The sequence below is a fragment of the Algimonas arctica genome, from assembly GCF_014652695.1.
Lineage (GTDB): Bacteria > Pseudomonadota > Alphaproteobacteria > Caulobacterales > Maricaulaceae > Litorimonas > Litorimonas arctica.
This window is the reverse complement of sequence record NZ_BMZH01000007.1, coordinates 99287-112575: the sequence shown is the minus strand read 5'-3', so window position 1 is coordinate 112575 and position 13289 is coordinate 99287. Positions and strand designations below refer to the sequence as shown.

The window sequence follows — 13289 nt, the reverse complement described above, 5'->3', positions numbered from 1 at the left end:
TTTGCTTACCTTTTCGCTAGACCGCCTGCGGTGCAATACAGAGCGTCCGGGCAAAGGATAATTCATGGCTAATGTCGTCGTCGTCGGCTCCCAATGGGGAGACGAAGGAAAAGGCAAAATCGTTGACTGGCTATCGAGCCGGGCCGACGTGGTTGCCCGCTTTCAGGGCGGCCATAATGCGGGCCATACGCTCGTTGTGGACGGGACGGTTTATAAGCTCTCGCTTCTTCCGTCTGGAATTGTGCGCGGCGGCAAACTGTCTGTCATCGGCAACGGCGTCGTGCTCGACCCGTGGGCGTTTCTCGACGAAGTTGCGCGCATCCGCGCACAAGGCGTGAAGATTACGCCGGATAATCTGAAAATATCCGAAAGCGCGGCGCTGATTCTGCCGATCCACTCGGAACTCGACGGGATTCGCGAAAACCGCGTCGATGGCATAAAAATTGGCACAACCAAGCGCGGGATTGGCCCCGCTTATGAAGACAAAGTGGCGCGTCGCGCCATTCGTGTCTGCGATCTGAACGATCCAGTGCATTTGAAAGAACGCGTTGATAACCTGCTGCATCACCATAATGCGCTGCGGGTTGGCCTTGGCCATCCAGAGACAAATGCCGAGGAATTGACGCAAAAACTCCTCGACGTCGCGCCGCACATTCTGCCGTTCATGGCCCCTGTTTGGCAGGTGTTGGATGATGCACAAAAATCAGAACAGAAAATCCTGTTCGAAGGCGCACAAGGCGCGATGCTCGATATCGATCACGGCACCTATCCCTTTGTCACCAGTTCCAACACAATTGCCGGACAAGCGGCGGCCGGGACAGGCATCGGCCCCCGCTCGCTCAACTATGTGTTGGGCATTACCAAAGCTTACACGACGCGCGTTGGCGAAGGTCCGTTCCCGACGGAGCTGGATGACGCTGTCGGGCAACGGCTCGGCGAACGCGGTCATGAATTTGGCACAGTCACCGGGCGTAAGCGCCGCTGCGGCTGGTTTGACGCCGTTATGGTGCGCCAAGCGATCATCACAGGCGGCATCACGGGCATCGCTCTGACCAAACTCGACGTGCTGGACGGCTTTCCAGAGCTGAAGATTTGCACGGGCTATAAAGTCGACGGCAAGATCATGAAACGATTGCCTGCGGGCGCGACCCAGCAAGCCAATGTAAAGCCGATCTATGAAACGATGCCCGGATGGCAAGGCAGCACACGCGGCGCGCGCAGCTGGGCCGACCTCCCCGCTGAGGCCGTCAAATATGTCCGCCACATCGAAGAGCTCATCGGCTGCCCGGTTGGCATGGTCAGCACATCACCGGAACGCGACGACGTTATCTTGATGCGGGATCCGTTTAAGGCTGTTTAGGGCTGCGCCTTAGTCAACCTTGGAGAAACTCGCGCTTTATGCCCTTTATGATCAGGGGCATAAACGACTGATCGATCGAATAATCAAAGCTAAGTTTTGATTGTTTGGTGGAACCGTCGAGGACGACAACATGGATATGAATTTGCCCGCGACGTGCTTCCAACATCAGTCGGAATCCGTCATAGCTGCTTAGCGTCGCAGTCCCTGACAATGTTTTGTAGAGAATATTGAGTTCGTCATAAAACTGCGAAACACCCGCCAAAGTGCCATCTCGAACACGGCCATGAAAGCCTCCTGCTCGAACCTCAATGAGCATCGTCTCCATACCGCTATCTGCATCTATTTCCCGTAGCCGCTTTAAGCGGACATAATATGACCCCAGTCAAATCAAGACTCCTTCTGCGTCTTCAAAACCGTTCATAGCGACCTCAAACAAAACTCTGCGGATCAATATCGACTTGGATCTTATACTTCGTCGGCACTTTCGCTTTGGCCCGCCAGGCCGCCATATATTTGGATAGGTTGACGCTCGGTTCTGCGGTCACGAACAGCCGATAGCGATAGAGACCGCGCAGCCGCGAAATCGGCGCCTCACTTGGCCCTAAGATTTCGACCCCGTCCGCGCGCGGCGCTTTGGTGACGAAATCCACGGCGAGAGCTTTGGCCTTTTTCATATCTGGCCCCCAGATGATGACCGCCGCGATCCGGCCATAGGGCGGCAGGCCGAGCATTTCGCGCATCGCCATTTCAACGCCGATAAACATATCGCGGTCGCCCGCGACAAGCGCTTGCAGCGCCTCATGCTCCGGATGGTGGGTCTGGATCAGGGCTTCGCCGGCCATATCGGCGCGGCCTGCACGGCCTGCGACCTGCACCAGCGTCTGATAGGTGCGTTCACCTGCGCGCGGGTCTGAGCCGCCCATCAGCAAGTCACCGTCGACCACGCCAACAAAGGTCAGCTTAGGGAAATTGTGGCCCTTCACGACCATTTGTGTGCCGACGAGAATATCAATCTCGCCGCGCTCCATGCGGCCCAGCCGTTCCTTAATTTCCTCCGGCGTTGACGTCGTGTCCGAGCTAAGAATTTCGACGCGGGCGTGCGGGAAATGGGACTGCGCTTCGTCTGCGATCCGTTCGACCCCGGGACCAATCGATGTCAACCCATCCTCCGCGTCACAGTTCGGGCATTTTTTCGGCATCCGCATCGAAAACCCTGTCAGGTGACAGACAGCCCTGCCCGTCGCGCGGTGCTCAACCAACCAACTATCCGTGTCCGGACTTTTGAGCCGGGCGCCGCAGGCTTTACATAAGATCAGCGGCGCATAGCCCCGACGGTTCATATAGAGCAGCGATTGCTCACCGCGCCCGATCCGCTCCGCGACCGCCTTAACCATCGGTTCGCTGAGGAATGACCCGCGTTCCGGCTTATGGATTTTCATGTCGATCAGGCCGATTTCCGGCAAGGTGATCGCGCCGGGACGTTCCGGCAAAATGATATGGGCGTAGCGCCCCAAGCGCGCATTGTGGAGGCTCTCGAGGCTCGGTGTGGCCGAAGCCAAGATCACAGGTCGGTCTTCTAATCGGCCGCGCAGCACAGCCATATCGCGCGCATTATAAATCACGCCCTCTTCTTGTTTGAACGAGGTGTCATGTTCTTCGTCGACGACAATCAGACCCAGGTTCGCCGCTGGCAGAAAGAGCGCTGAGCGCGCGCCAACGACTAATTTAGCCCGTCCCGACGCGACTTCGCGCCACGCCCGGCGGCGGGCCATGTCCGTGATGCCAGAGTGCCATGCAACGGGCTCGGCCCCAAACCGCGCCTCAAATCGCGAGAGGCCCGCTTGGGTTAGCGCAATTTCCGGCACAAGTATCAAGACTTGGCGTCCCTGCCGCAGCGCTTCGGCAACCGCTTCGAAATAGACTTCCGTCTTACCTGATCCAGTCACCCCGTCGAGCAATGAGGCGGAATAGGCATTTTTTTTAACTTGCGCGACGAGGTCAGCGGCGGCGGCATTTTGCGCAGGCGAGAGCGCGCGGCCTTTCATATTTGGATCAGGTTCAGCAAAGGGCGGATCAACGGGACGGGCATCGGCCCGCATCAATCCGACCTTGACCATACCTTTGACCACGCCCGCCGAGATACCGGCGCGCGCCGCTATCTCGGCCGCGCGCGCGGGGAACGGCCCCCCTTCATCGAGAGCCGCACGGCGGGCCGGCGTGAGGTTTGAGGGGCGCTGCCCCGTCGGCTCATAGAGCGTCGCAATCGGGGATGGGTCGAGGGCCTTCCAACTCCGCAAAACCATGCGCAACACTTGGCCCGGCGAGGCGACATTATAGCGCGCGACCCAGTTGATAAAATCGAGCATCGGTTCCGGCAGCGGACGCGTGGCTTTGACCTCTGCGATTTCCTTGAGCTCACGGCCTACATCAGCCGCGCCCACACTCATCACAACGCCCAGCTTCATCTGCTTACCGATCGGCGCAAAGACGATATCACCGCGATCGACGCGCACCCCGTCAGGCACAGCGTAATCAAACGCCCCCGGCACATTGACCGGAAAAAGGATTTGAACGTTTTGTCGACTCATAGATCGTGGTAACGTATGTCCAACGCTGTCATATTGATACTTTCTGGCCAAATACAGAATCGGCCACTACTGAATGGGACCCTATCATGAAATTCTTTGTCGATTCCGCTGATATAGACGCCATCAAAGAGCTTGCCGCAATCGGCCTTGTGGATGGTGTCACAACCAACCCATCCATTATCGCGAAATCCGGACGGGATTTCAAAGAGGTTGTGAAGGAAATTTGTGGCCTGACGGATGGCCATGTCTCGGCCGAAGTGATTGCCACATCCGCCGATGATATGGTCCGCGAAGGCGAAATTCTGCGCAAGATTGCTGACAATGTGTGCGTCAAACTTCCGCTCACGTTAGACGGGCTGAAAGCCTGTAAGGAATTATCATCCAAAGGCATTCCGACCAATGTCACGCTCTGCTTCTCGCCTAATCAAGCGCTGCTCGCGGCGAAAGTCGGCGCGACCTATATTTCGCCCTTCATCGGACGGTTAGACGACATTACATTGGATGGCATGGAATTGATCCAAGACATCCGCGCGATTTATGACAATTTTGGCTATGAGACCGAAGTGCTCGCCGCGTCGATCCGGTCCGCCAACCACGTCAAAGAATGCGCCCTCGTCGGCGCTGACGTCATCACCGCGCCGCCAAGCGTTATCAAATCACTCGCCAATCATCCGCTGACGGACAAAGGGTTGGAAGGCTTTATGAAGGACTGGAATAAGTCCGGGCAGTCGATCTAATCCAGACCCTTTCCAAGCATAAAAAAACCGGGCCTTGAGCCCGGTTTTTTCTTAAACCTATCAGTTAGGCGCTATTCGAGCGCGTCTTTGATATCGCCAATGGTGTCTTGGCCTTTGGCTTTTAATTTATCCGCTTTGCCTTTGGCTTCAAGACTCTTGTTATCCGTGGCTTTACCAACGGATTCTTTGACGTTGCCTTTAACTTTATTGCCGGCGGCTTTGATATGTTCACTTTCCATCTTAATTCTCCGTGTGTTCGTGTTGAGTTACATAAATATAACGAGCACTGAGGCTTTAAGGTTCCGAAACCGCTGCTAATGCGTATGAAGAGCTATGGCCCACGCAGAGACAACTCCCGAACATTTGACGTCCGTGTCTGTCGACCCCCGCGAGATGGAAAGCTTCTCGCGGATGGCGCATGACTGGTGGAACCCAAACGGCATGTTCCGACCGCTACACGTGATGAATGGCGCGCGGATCGATATGATTAAAAATACGGTGTGTGAGCATTTTGGCCGCGATCCGGACGCCGATAAACCGCTCGAAGGGCTAAGCCTGCTCGATATCGGGTGCGGCGGGGGGCTACTCTGCGAACCGATGGTGCGTTTAGGGGCCACGGTCACAGGCGTCGATGCGCTGGAACGAAACGTCAAGACAGCCAAAACCCATGCCGAACAAATGGGGGTCACTGTCGACTACAGGCACGGCACAATCGAGCAAATGGTCGAAGCGGAAGAACCGAAATTCGATGTTGTTCTGAATATGGAAGTGATCGAACATGTCGCCATCCCGCGCGACTTTATCGCCGACTGCGCGGCGATGGTCCGGCCCGGCGGGTTAATGACCTGCTCGACCATCAACCGGACGTTCAAGGCCTTCGCCTTTGCCATTGTCGGCGCGGAATACGTGCTGCGATGGCTGCCACGCGGAACCCATCAATATGAAAAGTTCATAACGCCCCGCGAATTACAGACTTACCTCACAGCAGCAGGACTGAACGTCGAACACGTCATCGGCATGAGCCTTAATCCAATCACAGAACAATGGCGAATCGGAGACGATCTTTCGATCAATTATGTGACGGTGGCGACCAAGCCAGCCTCGGGATAACTCACAGCGACGACAGCCCACTGTGAATAGAATGTGGATAGGTTTACAAGCCCCCTCTGTCCCATTTCAGGACCCCCCAAGGTTAACACCTTGTTAAAGACTCTGGTCGAACTTTAATTTATTGGTCGGAACTCTGTCAGGTTTGGACACGTAGTATACTTATTAACCATCACGGTTGGAGGTCTACCTATGTTGTCCACAGCATACACACCGATTCCAAACCACGCCCCTGTGGAGGAATTTTCGCTACTCCGGAGCACGCTTCTTTGCGGGAAAAAGCTGCGGGATATTCGTACCTTACAAGACAGCATTGCGCGATACGGTTTATTTTCGCCCATCCTCGCGATCAAACGCGCTGGAAAACTTATCGTGGTCGATGGTCGTAAACGGCTCGCCGCCATAAAACGATTAAGTTTTGAAGGACGCCTCCCCCGGTCCTTGGTCAAAATTCCCTATCTCTTGATTACTGACACCACCGCCGTTGAACGCCGCGCGCCCATGATTGTCGCAAACGCCGACCTTTATGACGCTGTGCTTGAACGCTTTCGGGCGGGATCCACGGTGAGCGAATTGACGGCGCATTTCCAAATATCGCATCAGTGTGTGCGCGATATTTTGACTTTGTCACGTCTCCATGGACTTATCCGCGCAGCCTTCTTTGCTAAAATGATCAATTTTGCGCAGACTCAGGCCTACGCAGCCCTCCCCAAACCAGATGATCAGCTGACGTGTTTTAATGACCTCGGACCTTTTGCAAAGCCTGCTGATATTCTCGCTGGCGCGCATTCGATAAACGCGGCGCCGGACGCCATAGCCGCTTAAACCGAGACCTATCATATATGTTTTAATAAAGCCCGGCCTCGGTCGGGCTTTTTATTGACGCCCTTCCCTCGGAAATTAAGGGCAACCACAAAACCTATTTATGACGCAGGCCGTCAGGGTTCGTTTTTTGTCATAGAAAAACCAGCCTCGAGAAAAGCTGGTTTCAATCATTTAGACCTAAACAGTCGTCGGTTTAAAACGAGGTCGAAACCCCAGCACCGGCGATCGTATAGAGCGGATCAATATCAAACGTTTTAGGGAAACCCCCGGTGTCATATTGCGCATCGCGCGTATCAAACTCGGACGCGCCCTTTGCCCCGATAAAGATCGGACTATCTTCGATGAGATCAAACGTACGCAGATCTACACCTTGGCTATAGTCACGGGACCCGGTTCGGAGCGTCGTGGTTGTATCGACGAGATCAAAACGTGTATTGAGAGGCATGACAAGGTGTGGCTGTGTCTCGTCAATTCTAATGAGCTGCGCCCGCTCGGTCACGGCTTTTTTTTCATATATCCAAATCTGCGCGTCTCCTTGAGTAACCTCATGAGTGTCCGCTGATTGTTTATCATTGCCGTTTGCTACAGCTGGGGAGAGCGCGAGCGCACAGGTTGCGGTGGTAAATATAAGCGCTTTAATCCATTTGTTGTTTGTATGTTCCATATAAAAAAAACGCCCGAACCTCATAAAAAGTTCCGGACGTTGATGAATTTCACGTTTTTTCAGTAGGTTAGGTTAAGCCGTAGCAAATGCAAAAATTGCGATCATGGCAATAATAACGAGACCTGTTGAGGCGATGAACATCCACCAAAATTTAGGCGAACTTTGCGCGCCCTGAGCCTCAACATGGTCAAGGTCTGCGGGATGGTTATCAGTGTGTTTGTCGGTCATATCAGTCCTTTCGATCGTTATGACTAATGTGTTCTATTCCGAATTATCCAAAAGCTGATTTGAGACGATCATACCCAACACGACGGCAACCAAAGCGGCCAAGAATGGCCTATCTTCAATTTGTGCCAGTACTTTCTGGACAACCGGATGTGTCAAAATTTCATCGGGTATATATTCAGATAACGGGTCCGCTTTCGCCGCGAGCACACCTTTTAGTTTGGCGTCTCGATCTATCGTGTCCTGGAGAGCCGATGCTTTTGCGATACGGCGCTTAAGTGATAAAACAATCGCGGCGGCCGCTAAAATTAAAGCTATCACCAAGAAGGCAATATCCAAACTATATGTCTTTGCGACCCATGTGAAAACAGCGGCCAAAAAGAAGGTGATTGCGACACTCATCAGTGCAAGAACACCGATTTGACTTTGTACGTCTTTTGCGGAACTCGATGTATTGCCCAACCTTAAGAGCATTGGGACAATAAATGTTGCGTATTTCAGCATTGCGCCGCCTTTCTAAATGTAAAACCCGGCGCGAACGCCGGGTTTTGAAGTATGAGGGGCGATTACTTGCGTAAGAGCGCGCTCAACACAATGCCGGCACCGACGGCGATGGCCATAGATGTGAGCGGCTTTTCACGAATTTGCGTTTCAGCTTTCGTCGACAGTTCTTCATATTTTGCGACGGCCGCGTCTTTCTGGTCGATTGCAACCGTTTTGGCTGTGTCAGTCCGGCTTTCAACTTTACTCAGGGCCTGCTCTTTGACCGTTTTGGCGAGCAGCTTGATATCATTTCGCAAAGTGTCAATTTGACTGGAAATGTCACTTGTCAGCGGGACAACATTATCGCTTTTCGTTGCCGCAATAGTTGCACCTTTTTTTGTCGGTTTATCCGTTGTTGTTTTGATAGTCGCCATGGTGGAACCCTTTTCTAAAAATTGTCATTCTAACACACCTGAATGATGTGCATTCATAAGAGCAACGACCTCAAACGCCGTTTTGTTCCAGCGGTGTCGCAGTGAATGCATATCGTCCGACTGTTTGATCCTGCGTCTCTGAGAACGGATCCGCGCCTGGCACATCCTCAGGTTTCAGCAATTTTAAATCCGTTGAAACTTTAATTTTTTCCGGAACCGAAAGTCCGTGTGGGGCGTATCTATTACATAAGTGACTTAAGCGTCTGGACCCTCCCCTTCGTCCTGATGCTTCAAAGGCCCGGGCCCGTCCATTCCCCTGCACGGCGCTCGGGCTTTTTCATGTTCAATACTCCGCCGCCCAAGACAAATAGTTTTGGAACGCTGACGCACTATGGGCGTTGTGCAAGGGTATGCGTGTTCAAAACCAACATTAAAGGAAAATTCAATGGAGTATCTCTTAGGTCTCATCGTTCTCGTCCTCGTCATCTGGGCGATTATCAATGTTTGGCAATCCAGTGAGTCCACAACGGCAAAAGTTCTTTGGACTCTCGGCTTACTATTCTTCAACGTTATTGGATTGATCCTTTGGTTCTTTATCGGCCCCAAAGCCAAATAACTTTGCGTCTCGGAGGCCAAGCCGGTTTCTGAGCGCACGCGTCCCGAATAGAAAACCCGCCATCACTGATGGCGGGTTTTTTTTATGTCTCTCATGTAAACCGCATCAAACGTGATCGATAATTCCAACATCAGCGCGCTCTTTGACCCAACGATCCTCCGAAATCCGGCGGAGTAGAGCGGCATTGCGAAGATTGCCGCGCCAGCCAATATCGAGAATATCGCCGATCACAGGCACTAACCCGATCAACCAGTCCAAAAATATATTCCACCCCATTCGGATCATGTGATGTTTCTTGGCCTTCAGACCAATACCATGACTCGCAATATAGGCCGCAATTCCCAAACTCACCGTGTCGCCAATACCCGGAACCAGACCGACAATCGTGTCGACACCGAGCGGAATTTTCGTGCCCGGAATCATAAACGCCGCATCCATAGTGCGCGCGAGCGATTCCACGCGCGCCAGTTGCGCCTGCTCTACCGCATGCTGCGCTAACAGCGCGTCTTGCTTCTCGGAGAGCGCAGGAATGTTAGTCATACTATCGTCTTTCATCATGTGAGCCCCTACCCTTGTTCACCCACAAAAAAACGGGCCGCAATGGGCCCGCCTTATTCATAGACGGCAATGTCGCCGCGATTATTGTTCGCCAATAACTTTGTTCGTGTAGGTGACACCGCGATAGGTAATTTCATACGTATCGACGACGTCAACGGTCAAAGCCGGATCTGGCAGGTCTTCGATTGGCACCAAGTGGTTGATATACAGATCGCCATTATTGTTTTGCACAATGTAGGCATCCGTATTTTGCTGCTCAAACGCACCGAGGACAGCTTGGCTATCTTCGCTCATCCGAACGAGCGTTAGTTGACTGACTTGATTATCCGCATCGATCGTTTTGACAGTCTGTGTCGCAACCACTGTCTTCGTCATTTCGGCTGGCTTCATTTCTTCCGCGTGTGCGGTTGTGGCGAAAACTGCGGCTGTTGATAGGCCGAGTGTTATTTTCAAAAATATGTTCATCGTGTCCTCCTGCGGATATACGGGCGTTTCAATGTATAAACGCCTGTTAACCATATCTGGTTCCGCACAAAAAAACCAGTGACTAGCGTCGCCGCACGATAACACCTGTGTGAAGGGCGACGAGACCCCCGCCTCTCAAGCTAAATTTGCGCTGCTTATGCCGCACCCTTACTCCCGCTTTCGTCGGCTCCGCAGTGTTGGCAGCCGCTGCAAAACCCCCTATCTGCCCACCATGATAAAAGGACCTCAACCGACTGGTGCCCTCAAGCCGAAGATTAAACGTGGCTTGATGATGAAATGCCCGAATTGCGGCGACGCCAAACTCTTCCGCGCCTTTCTCAAACCCGTTGAGTATTGCCCAAACTGCGGCGTCAACTGGGGCGAAGTGCGCGCCGATGACGGTCCGGCATGGGCCTCTATGCTACTCGCTGGGCATTTGACCGCGCCCGTATTTCATTGGGTCGTGTTTAAAACAGATATTCCAACATGGGCCTCCATAACGGTCATTTGCCTGCTGCTCACAGCGCTTTGCATCGCGTTGCTGCAACCGATGAAGGGGTTATTTATGGCCATCATTTGGGCCAAAGGCGCGCCGACTTCCGGTTGAAGCCTTTAATAAACGCTTCGAATACGCTGTGGCTTGACCTCATAGCGCGCGCTCGGCATAGCCCCCTCACTCATCAAGACCGGAGTGAGGGACAAGGCCCGATCCTCAATTTGAGGGCGACCTCCGGGGCAACCGGCGACGATTTCGTCGCATCAGGTGCCAAGTCCTGCGGGTTTCCCGGAAGATGAGAGAGCACCGCCTTCGTTTAGACGAGGCGGTGACCCTCCCATTTCCATGACCTGCATGCTTGGCCCAACAAGAAAGGTGGACCGTGCAAGGTCACGACATCAAAACAGACCTCGGCGATTGGACGCTGGAGCGTGCCTGCGAGATGCAGGGTGATACCGTGCGCGGGCGTCTTTATGGTCCTGATGATGCCCCTTTGGTCATCGTGCTCGGCGGTATTTCCGCGACCCGACATGTGGCCGATGATCCCGTGAGAAAAAGAGGGTGGTGGTCACGATTAGTGCGCCGTGGCGGCGCCGTTGATCTCGATCACGTTCGCGTATTGGGTCTTGATTTCGCGCCGCATGCAGGGGGAGAGCAATGCCCCGAGACGATCACAACAACGGACCAAGCCAAGCGCCTCAAAGCGCTCATCGACGCCCATAATCTAGGCGCCGTGACAGCCCTGATCGGCAGTTCTTACGGCGGCATGTGCAGCCTCGCTTTTGCACGCGATTACCCTGACGCGGTTCAAAACCTCTGTGTCATCGGCGCAGCGCATAAACCCTATCCGATCGGTGTCGGCTGGCGCGGCATTCAACGCCGGATTGTCCGGCTGGGACTTGAGGCGGGACGCCCGGATCAGGGCCTAAAGCTTGCGCGTGAACTCGCGATGACGACCTATCGCACGCCAGAAGAATTCGCCGATCGGTTCGCCCTTGATGAAACTCGGTCAAATCCTGCCAGCTTTGATATATGCGACTATCTCGGCGCGCGTGGCGATGCCTTTGCTGCCAGTATGGATGCCGCGCGCTTCCTCGCGCTGTCTGAATCCATCGACTTGCACCGGATTGAACCCGAAGCCATCCGCACTCCCACACTGCTGATGACCGCCATCTCTGACCAGCTCGCCCCCTTGCCCGACATGCGCGAATTGCGCGACCGACTGTCCGGTCCGAGCGAGCTTTACACCTTCACCAGCCTTTACGGCCATGACGCGTTCTTAAAAGAGTATGACGCCATGGAGCCCCGCCTCACGACGTTCATGAAGGATGCTTTGTCATGACCTCACCCGCGACAAAACTCGTGCAATCCGGCATTGGCTGGGATCCCGCTTACGGCGCGGTTGTGCCGCCGCTTTATATGTCATCCACCTATGTGTGGCCGGAACCGAATGTGGAATCCAAAGGACCGTATGATTATGGTCGGACGAATAATCCCAACCGCGACCTGCTTGCCAATGCGCTCGCAGAACTCGATGGCGGGGCGGGGGCGGTTGTGACCAGTTCGGGCATGGCCGCGATTGATCTGGTGCTGAACCTGCTACCCGCAGGCGCACATATGATCGCTCCGCATGATTGTTATGGCGGCACACACCGTTTGCTGTCAGCCCGGCATCAGCAAGGACAAATCCGCGTCGATTTCATTGATCAAGGCAACTTAGACGCTGTTCAAGCCCAGGTCACGCCCGAAACGGCGATGATCCTCATCGAAACACCGAGCAATCCGCTGATGCGCCTGACGGACGTCGCCGCCCTTTGCGATATGGCGCGCGCCGCCGGGGCGCTATCCGTCGTGGACAACACGTTCCTGTCGCCCCTGCGTCAGCAACCGCTTGCGCTTGGCGCGGATATGGCGCTGCAATCGACGACAAAATATCTCAACGGCCATAGTGATGTGGTCGGCGGTGTCGTGGTGGCGAAGACGGAAGAGCTGGCGGAACAACTAGCCTGGTGGGCCAATGCGGCGGGCCTGACCGGATCACCCTTTGATAGCTACCAGACTCTGCGCGGGCTGCGGACCTTGGCCCTGCGCGTCAATGCAGCTGAAGCGAACGCCAAAGCCATTGTAGCGTGTCTGCGCGCCCACGACCGTGTCACGCAGGTTTATTATCCAGACGCGGGCTTGGCCCTGCAACAGCAATCCGGTCCGGGCGCCATGCTATCCTTTTGCGTCACAGGCGGCGCGGACGCGGCGGCGACATTATTGCGGGAGATCACCCTGTTTCGCTTAGCCGCCTCGCTCGGCGGCGTTGAAAGCCTCATCTGTCAGCCTGCCACCATGACGCATCGCGGGATGTCAGCGGAAGCGAGAGCCGAAGCAGGCCTCGATGAAACGCTGATCCGTGTTTCAACCGGAATTGAGGCCACAGAGGACCTCATTAATGCACTCAAGGCAGCCCTTGCCTCAATTTAGTCGTATCCGGGGCATGTTATGACATTATACCCACCGACATTCGCAATCCTAAGGTAAATTTTCCTCTTGAGGGCAAGCCCCGTTTACGATTTAAGGGACCTATGAACCCGTTCGAAAAACATGAGCCTAAAGTGAAGGTCAAATCACGTGCTGCCAGCACGAATGTTGAGCTTGTCCTAGTCGTTGGTCTTATTGTGCTCCTTCTTGGGGTTGTGAACGGGTTGTAGGCAAATTTAAACGCCAGCAAGCAACCCGCCCC

General features: G+C 54.3%; 17 protein-coding genes and 1 riboswitch. Of the genes, 8 read left to right on the top strand and 9 right to left on the bottom strand.

The features are described from left to right. Positions 1-64 precede the first annotated feature (64 nt). Positions 65-1360 carry an adenylosuccinate synthase gene (locus IE105_RS09800; protein ID WP_189497942.1) on the top strand — a complete coding sequence of 432 codons (1296 nt, stop codon included), beginning with the start codon at positions 65-67 and terminating at the stop codon, positions 1358-1360. Positions 1361-1373: 13 nt separating this feature from the next. Here IE105_RS09800 and IE105_RS09795 read toward each other — a convergent pair whose 3' ends face one another. After that, on the bottom strand, positions 1374-1685 hold the full coding sequence (locus tag IE105_RS09795; RefSeq protein ID WP_189497940.1) for a WapI family immunity protein: 312 nt from the start codon (positions 1683-1685) through the stop codon (positions 1374-1376). Between the two features lie 103 nt (positions 1686-1788). Continuing rightward, a complete protein-coding gene (locus IE105_RS09790) occupies positions 1789-3948 on the bottom strand; it encodes a primosomal protein N' (RefSeq protein ID WP_189497938.1) in 2160 nt (719 codons plus the stop codon). 86 nt (positions 3949-4034) lie between these two features. Here IE105_RS09790 and fsa point away from each other — a divergent pair, with 86 nt between their 5' ends. Beyond that, complete coding sequence (gene fsa, locus IE105_RS09785) at positions 4035-4685, top strand: fructose-6-phosphate aldolase (protein ID WP_189497936.1); 651 nt, start codon at positions 4035-4037, stop codon at positions 4683-4685. A 71-nt stretch (positions 4686-4756) separates the two neighbouring features. Here the strand turns inward: fsa and IE105_RS09780 are convergent, their stop codons facing one another. Further along, positions 4757-4924, bottom strand: coding sequence for a CsbD family protein (locus IE105_RS09780; RefSeq protein ID WP_189497934.1), 168 nt, complete (start codon positions 4922-4924; stop codon positions 4757-4759). A 94-nt stretch (positions 4925-5018) separates the two neighbouring features. Here IE105_RS09780 and ubiG point away from each other — a divergent pair, with 94 nt between their 5' ends. Beyond that, positions 5019-5795, top strand: a complete 777-nt coding sequence (gene ubiG / locus IE105_RS09775) for a bifunctional 2-polyprenyl-6-hydroxyphenol methylase/3-demethylubiquinol 3-O-methyltransferase UbiG (protein WP_189497932.1) — start codon at positions 5019-5021, stop codon at positions 5793-5795. 189 nt (positions 5796-5984) lie between these two features. Continuing rightward, positions 5985-6617, top strand: coding sequence for a ParB/RepB/Spo0J family partition protein (locus IE105_RS09770; RefSeq protein ID WP_189497931.1), 633 nt, complete (start codon positions 5985-5987; stop codon positions 6615-6617). Positions 6618-6810: 193 nt separating this feature from the next. Here IE105_RS09770 and IE105_RS09765 read toward each other — a convergent pair whose 3' ends face one another. The 4 genes from IE105_RS09765 to IE105_RS09750 all read right to left on the bottom strand — a co-directional run bounded on the left by IE105_RS09765 (position 6811) and on the right by IE105_RS09750 (position 8423). Continuing rightward, a complete protein-coding gene (locus IE105_RS09765; RefSeq protein WP_189497929.1) occupies positions 6811-7281 on the bottom strand; it encodes a hypothetical protein in 471 nt (156 codons plus the stop codon). A gap of 72 nt (positions 7282-7353) precedes the next feature. Next, positions 7354-7509 (bottom strand): hypothetical protein, encoded by a 156-nt coding sequence (locus tag IE105_RS09760; protein WP_189497927.1) that lies wholly within the window; start codon positions 7507-7509, stop codon positions 7354-7356. 33 nt (positions 7510-7542) lie between these two features. Beyond that, positions 7543-8010 (bottom strand): hypothetical protein, encoded by a 468-nt coding sequence (locus tag IE105_RS09755; RefSeq protein ID WP_189497925.1) that lies wholly within the window; start codon positions 8008-8010, stop codon positions 7543-7545. Positions 8011-8072: 62 nt separating this feature from the next. Then, positions 8073-8423, bottom strand: coding sequence for an ElaB/YgaM/YqjD family protein (locus tag IE105_RS09750; protein WP_189497923.1), 351 nt, complete (start codon positions 8421-8423; stop codon positions 8073-8075). 445 nt (positions 8424-8868) lie between these two features. Here IE105_RS09750 and IE105_RS09745 point away from each other — a divergent pair, with 445 nt between their 5' ends. Further along, positions 8869-9039 (top strand): PLD nuclease N-terminal domain-containing protein, encoded by a 171-nt coding sequence (locus IE105_RS09745; protein WP_189497921.1) that lies wholly within the window; start codon positions 8869-8871, stop codon positions 9037-9039. A 105-nt stretch (positions 9040-9144) separates the two neighbouring features. Here IE105_RS09745 and IE105_RS09740 read toward each other — a convergent pair whose 3' ends face one another. Together IE105_RS09740 and IE105_RS09735 are read right to left on the bottom strand one after the other, a co-directional pair. Further along, positions 9145-9579 (bottom strand): DUF4112 domain-containing protein, encoded by a 435-nt coding sequence (locus IE105_RS09740; RefSeq protein ID WP_189497919.1) that lies wholly within the window; start codon positions 9577-9579, stop codon positions 9145-9147. Between the two features lie 99 nt (positions 9580-9678). Next, positions 9679-10062, bottom strand: a complete 384-nt coding sequence (locus tag IE105_RS09735; RefSeq protein ID WP_189497918.1) for a hypothetical protein — start codon at positions 10060-10062, stop codon at positions 9679-9681. A 232-nt stretch (positions 10063-10294) separates the two neighbouring features. Between IE105_RS09735 and IE105_RS09730 the strand changes: the two genes are divergently transcribed. The 3 genes from IE105_RS09730 (at position 10295) to IE105_RS09720 (ending at position 13030) form a co-directional block, all read left to right on the top strand. Then, positions 10295-10669 (top strand): DUF983 domain-containing protein, encoded by a 375-nt coding sequence (locus IE105_RS09730; RefSeq protein ID WP_189497916.1) that lies wholly within the window; start codon positions 10295-10297, stop codon positions 10667-10669. A 67-nt stretch (positions 10670-10736) separates the two neighbouring features. Continuing rightward, positions 10737-10860, top strand: a riboswitch (SAM riboswitch). A gap of 80 nt (positions 10861-10940) precedes the next feature. Next, positions 10941-11900: a homoserine O-succinyltransferase MetX gene (metX, locus tag IE105_RS09725; protein WP_189497914.1), complete on the top strand. Its 960-nt coding sequence runs from the start codon at positions 10941-10943 to the stop codon at positions 11898-11900. After that, on the top strand, positions 11897-13030 hold the full coding sequence (locus IE105_RS09720; RefSeq protein WP_189497912.1) for a trans-sulfuration enzyme family protein: 1134 nt from the start codon (positions 11897-11899) through the stop codon (positions 13028-13030). The genes metX and IE105_RS09720 overlap by 4 nt, the downstream gene beginning before the upstream one ends. Positions 13031-13289: the final 259 nt, after the last annotated feature.

Coding starts and splice junctions, on each gene's coding strand:
- IE105_RS09795 (WP_189497940.1), bottom strand. CDS start 1,685: ATGGAGACGATGCTCATTGAGGTTCGAGCAGGAGGCTTTCATGGCCGT.
- ubiG (WP_189497932.1), top strand. CDS start 5,019: ATGGCCCACGCAGAGACAACTCCCGAACATTTGACGTCCGTGTCTGTC.
- IE105_RS09730 (WP_189497916.1), top strand. CDS start 10,295: ATGATAAAAGGACCTCAACCGACTGGTGCCCTCAAGCCGAAGATTAAA.
- IE105_RS09790 (WP_189497938.1), bottom strand. CDS start 3,948: ATGAGTCGACAAAACGTTCAAATCCTTTTTCCGGTCAATGTGCCGGGG.
- IE105_RS09740 (WP_189497919.1), bottom strand. CDS start 9,579: ATGACTAACATTCCTGCGCTCTCCGAGAAGCAAGACGCGCTGTTAGCG.
- IE105_RS09765 (WP_189497929.1), bottom strand. CDS start 7,281: ATGGAACATACAAACAACAAATGGATTAAAGCGCTTATATTTACCACC.
- fsa (WP_189497936.1), top strand. CDS start 4,035: ATGAAATTCTTTGTCGATTCCGCTGATATAGACGCCATCAAAGAGCTT.
- IE105_RS09780 (WP_189497934.1), bottom strand. CDS start 4,924: ATGGAAAGTGAACATATCAAAGCCGCCGGCAATAAAGTTAAAGGCAAC.
- IE105_RS09750 (WP_189497923.1), bottom strand. CDS start 8,423: ATGGCGACTATCAAAACAACAACGGATAAACCGACAAAAAAAGGTGCA.
- IE105_RS09800 (WP_189497942.1), top strand. CDS start 65: ATGGCTAATGTCGTCGTCGTCGGCTCCCAATGGGGAGACGAAGGAAAA.
- IE105_RS09720 (WP_189497912.1), top strand. CDS start 11,897: ATGACCTCACCCGCGACAAAACTCGTGCAATCCGGCATTGGCTGGGAT.
- IE105_RS09760 (WP_189497927.1), bottom strand. CDS start 7,509: ATGACCGACAAACACACTGATAACCATCCCGCAGACCTTGACCATGTT.
- IE105_RS09735 (WP_189497918.1), bottom strand. CDS start 10,062: ATGAACATATTTTTGAAAATAACACTCGGCCTATCAACAGCCGCAGTT.
- IE105_RS09770 (WP_189497931.1), top strand. CDS start 5,985: ATGTTGTCCACAGCATACACACCGATTCCAAACCACGCCCCTGTGGAG.
- IE105_RS09745 (WP_189497921.1), top strand. CDS start 8,869: ATGGAGTATCTCTTAGGTCTCATCGTTCTCGTCCTCGTCATCTGGGCG.
- IE105_RS09755 (WP_189497925.1), bottom strand. CDS start 8,010: ATGCTGAAATACGCAACATTTATTGTCCCAATGCTCTTAAGGTTGGGC.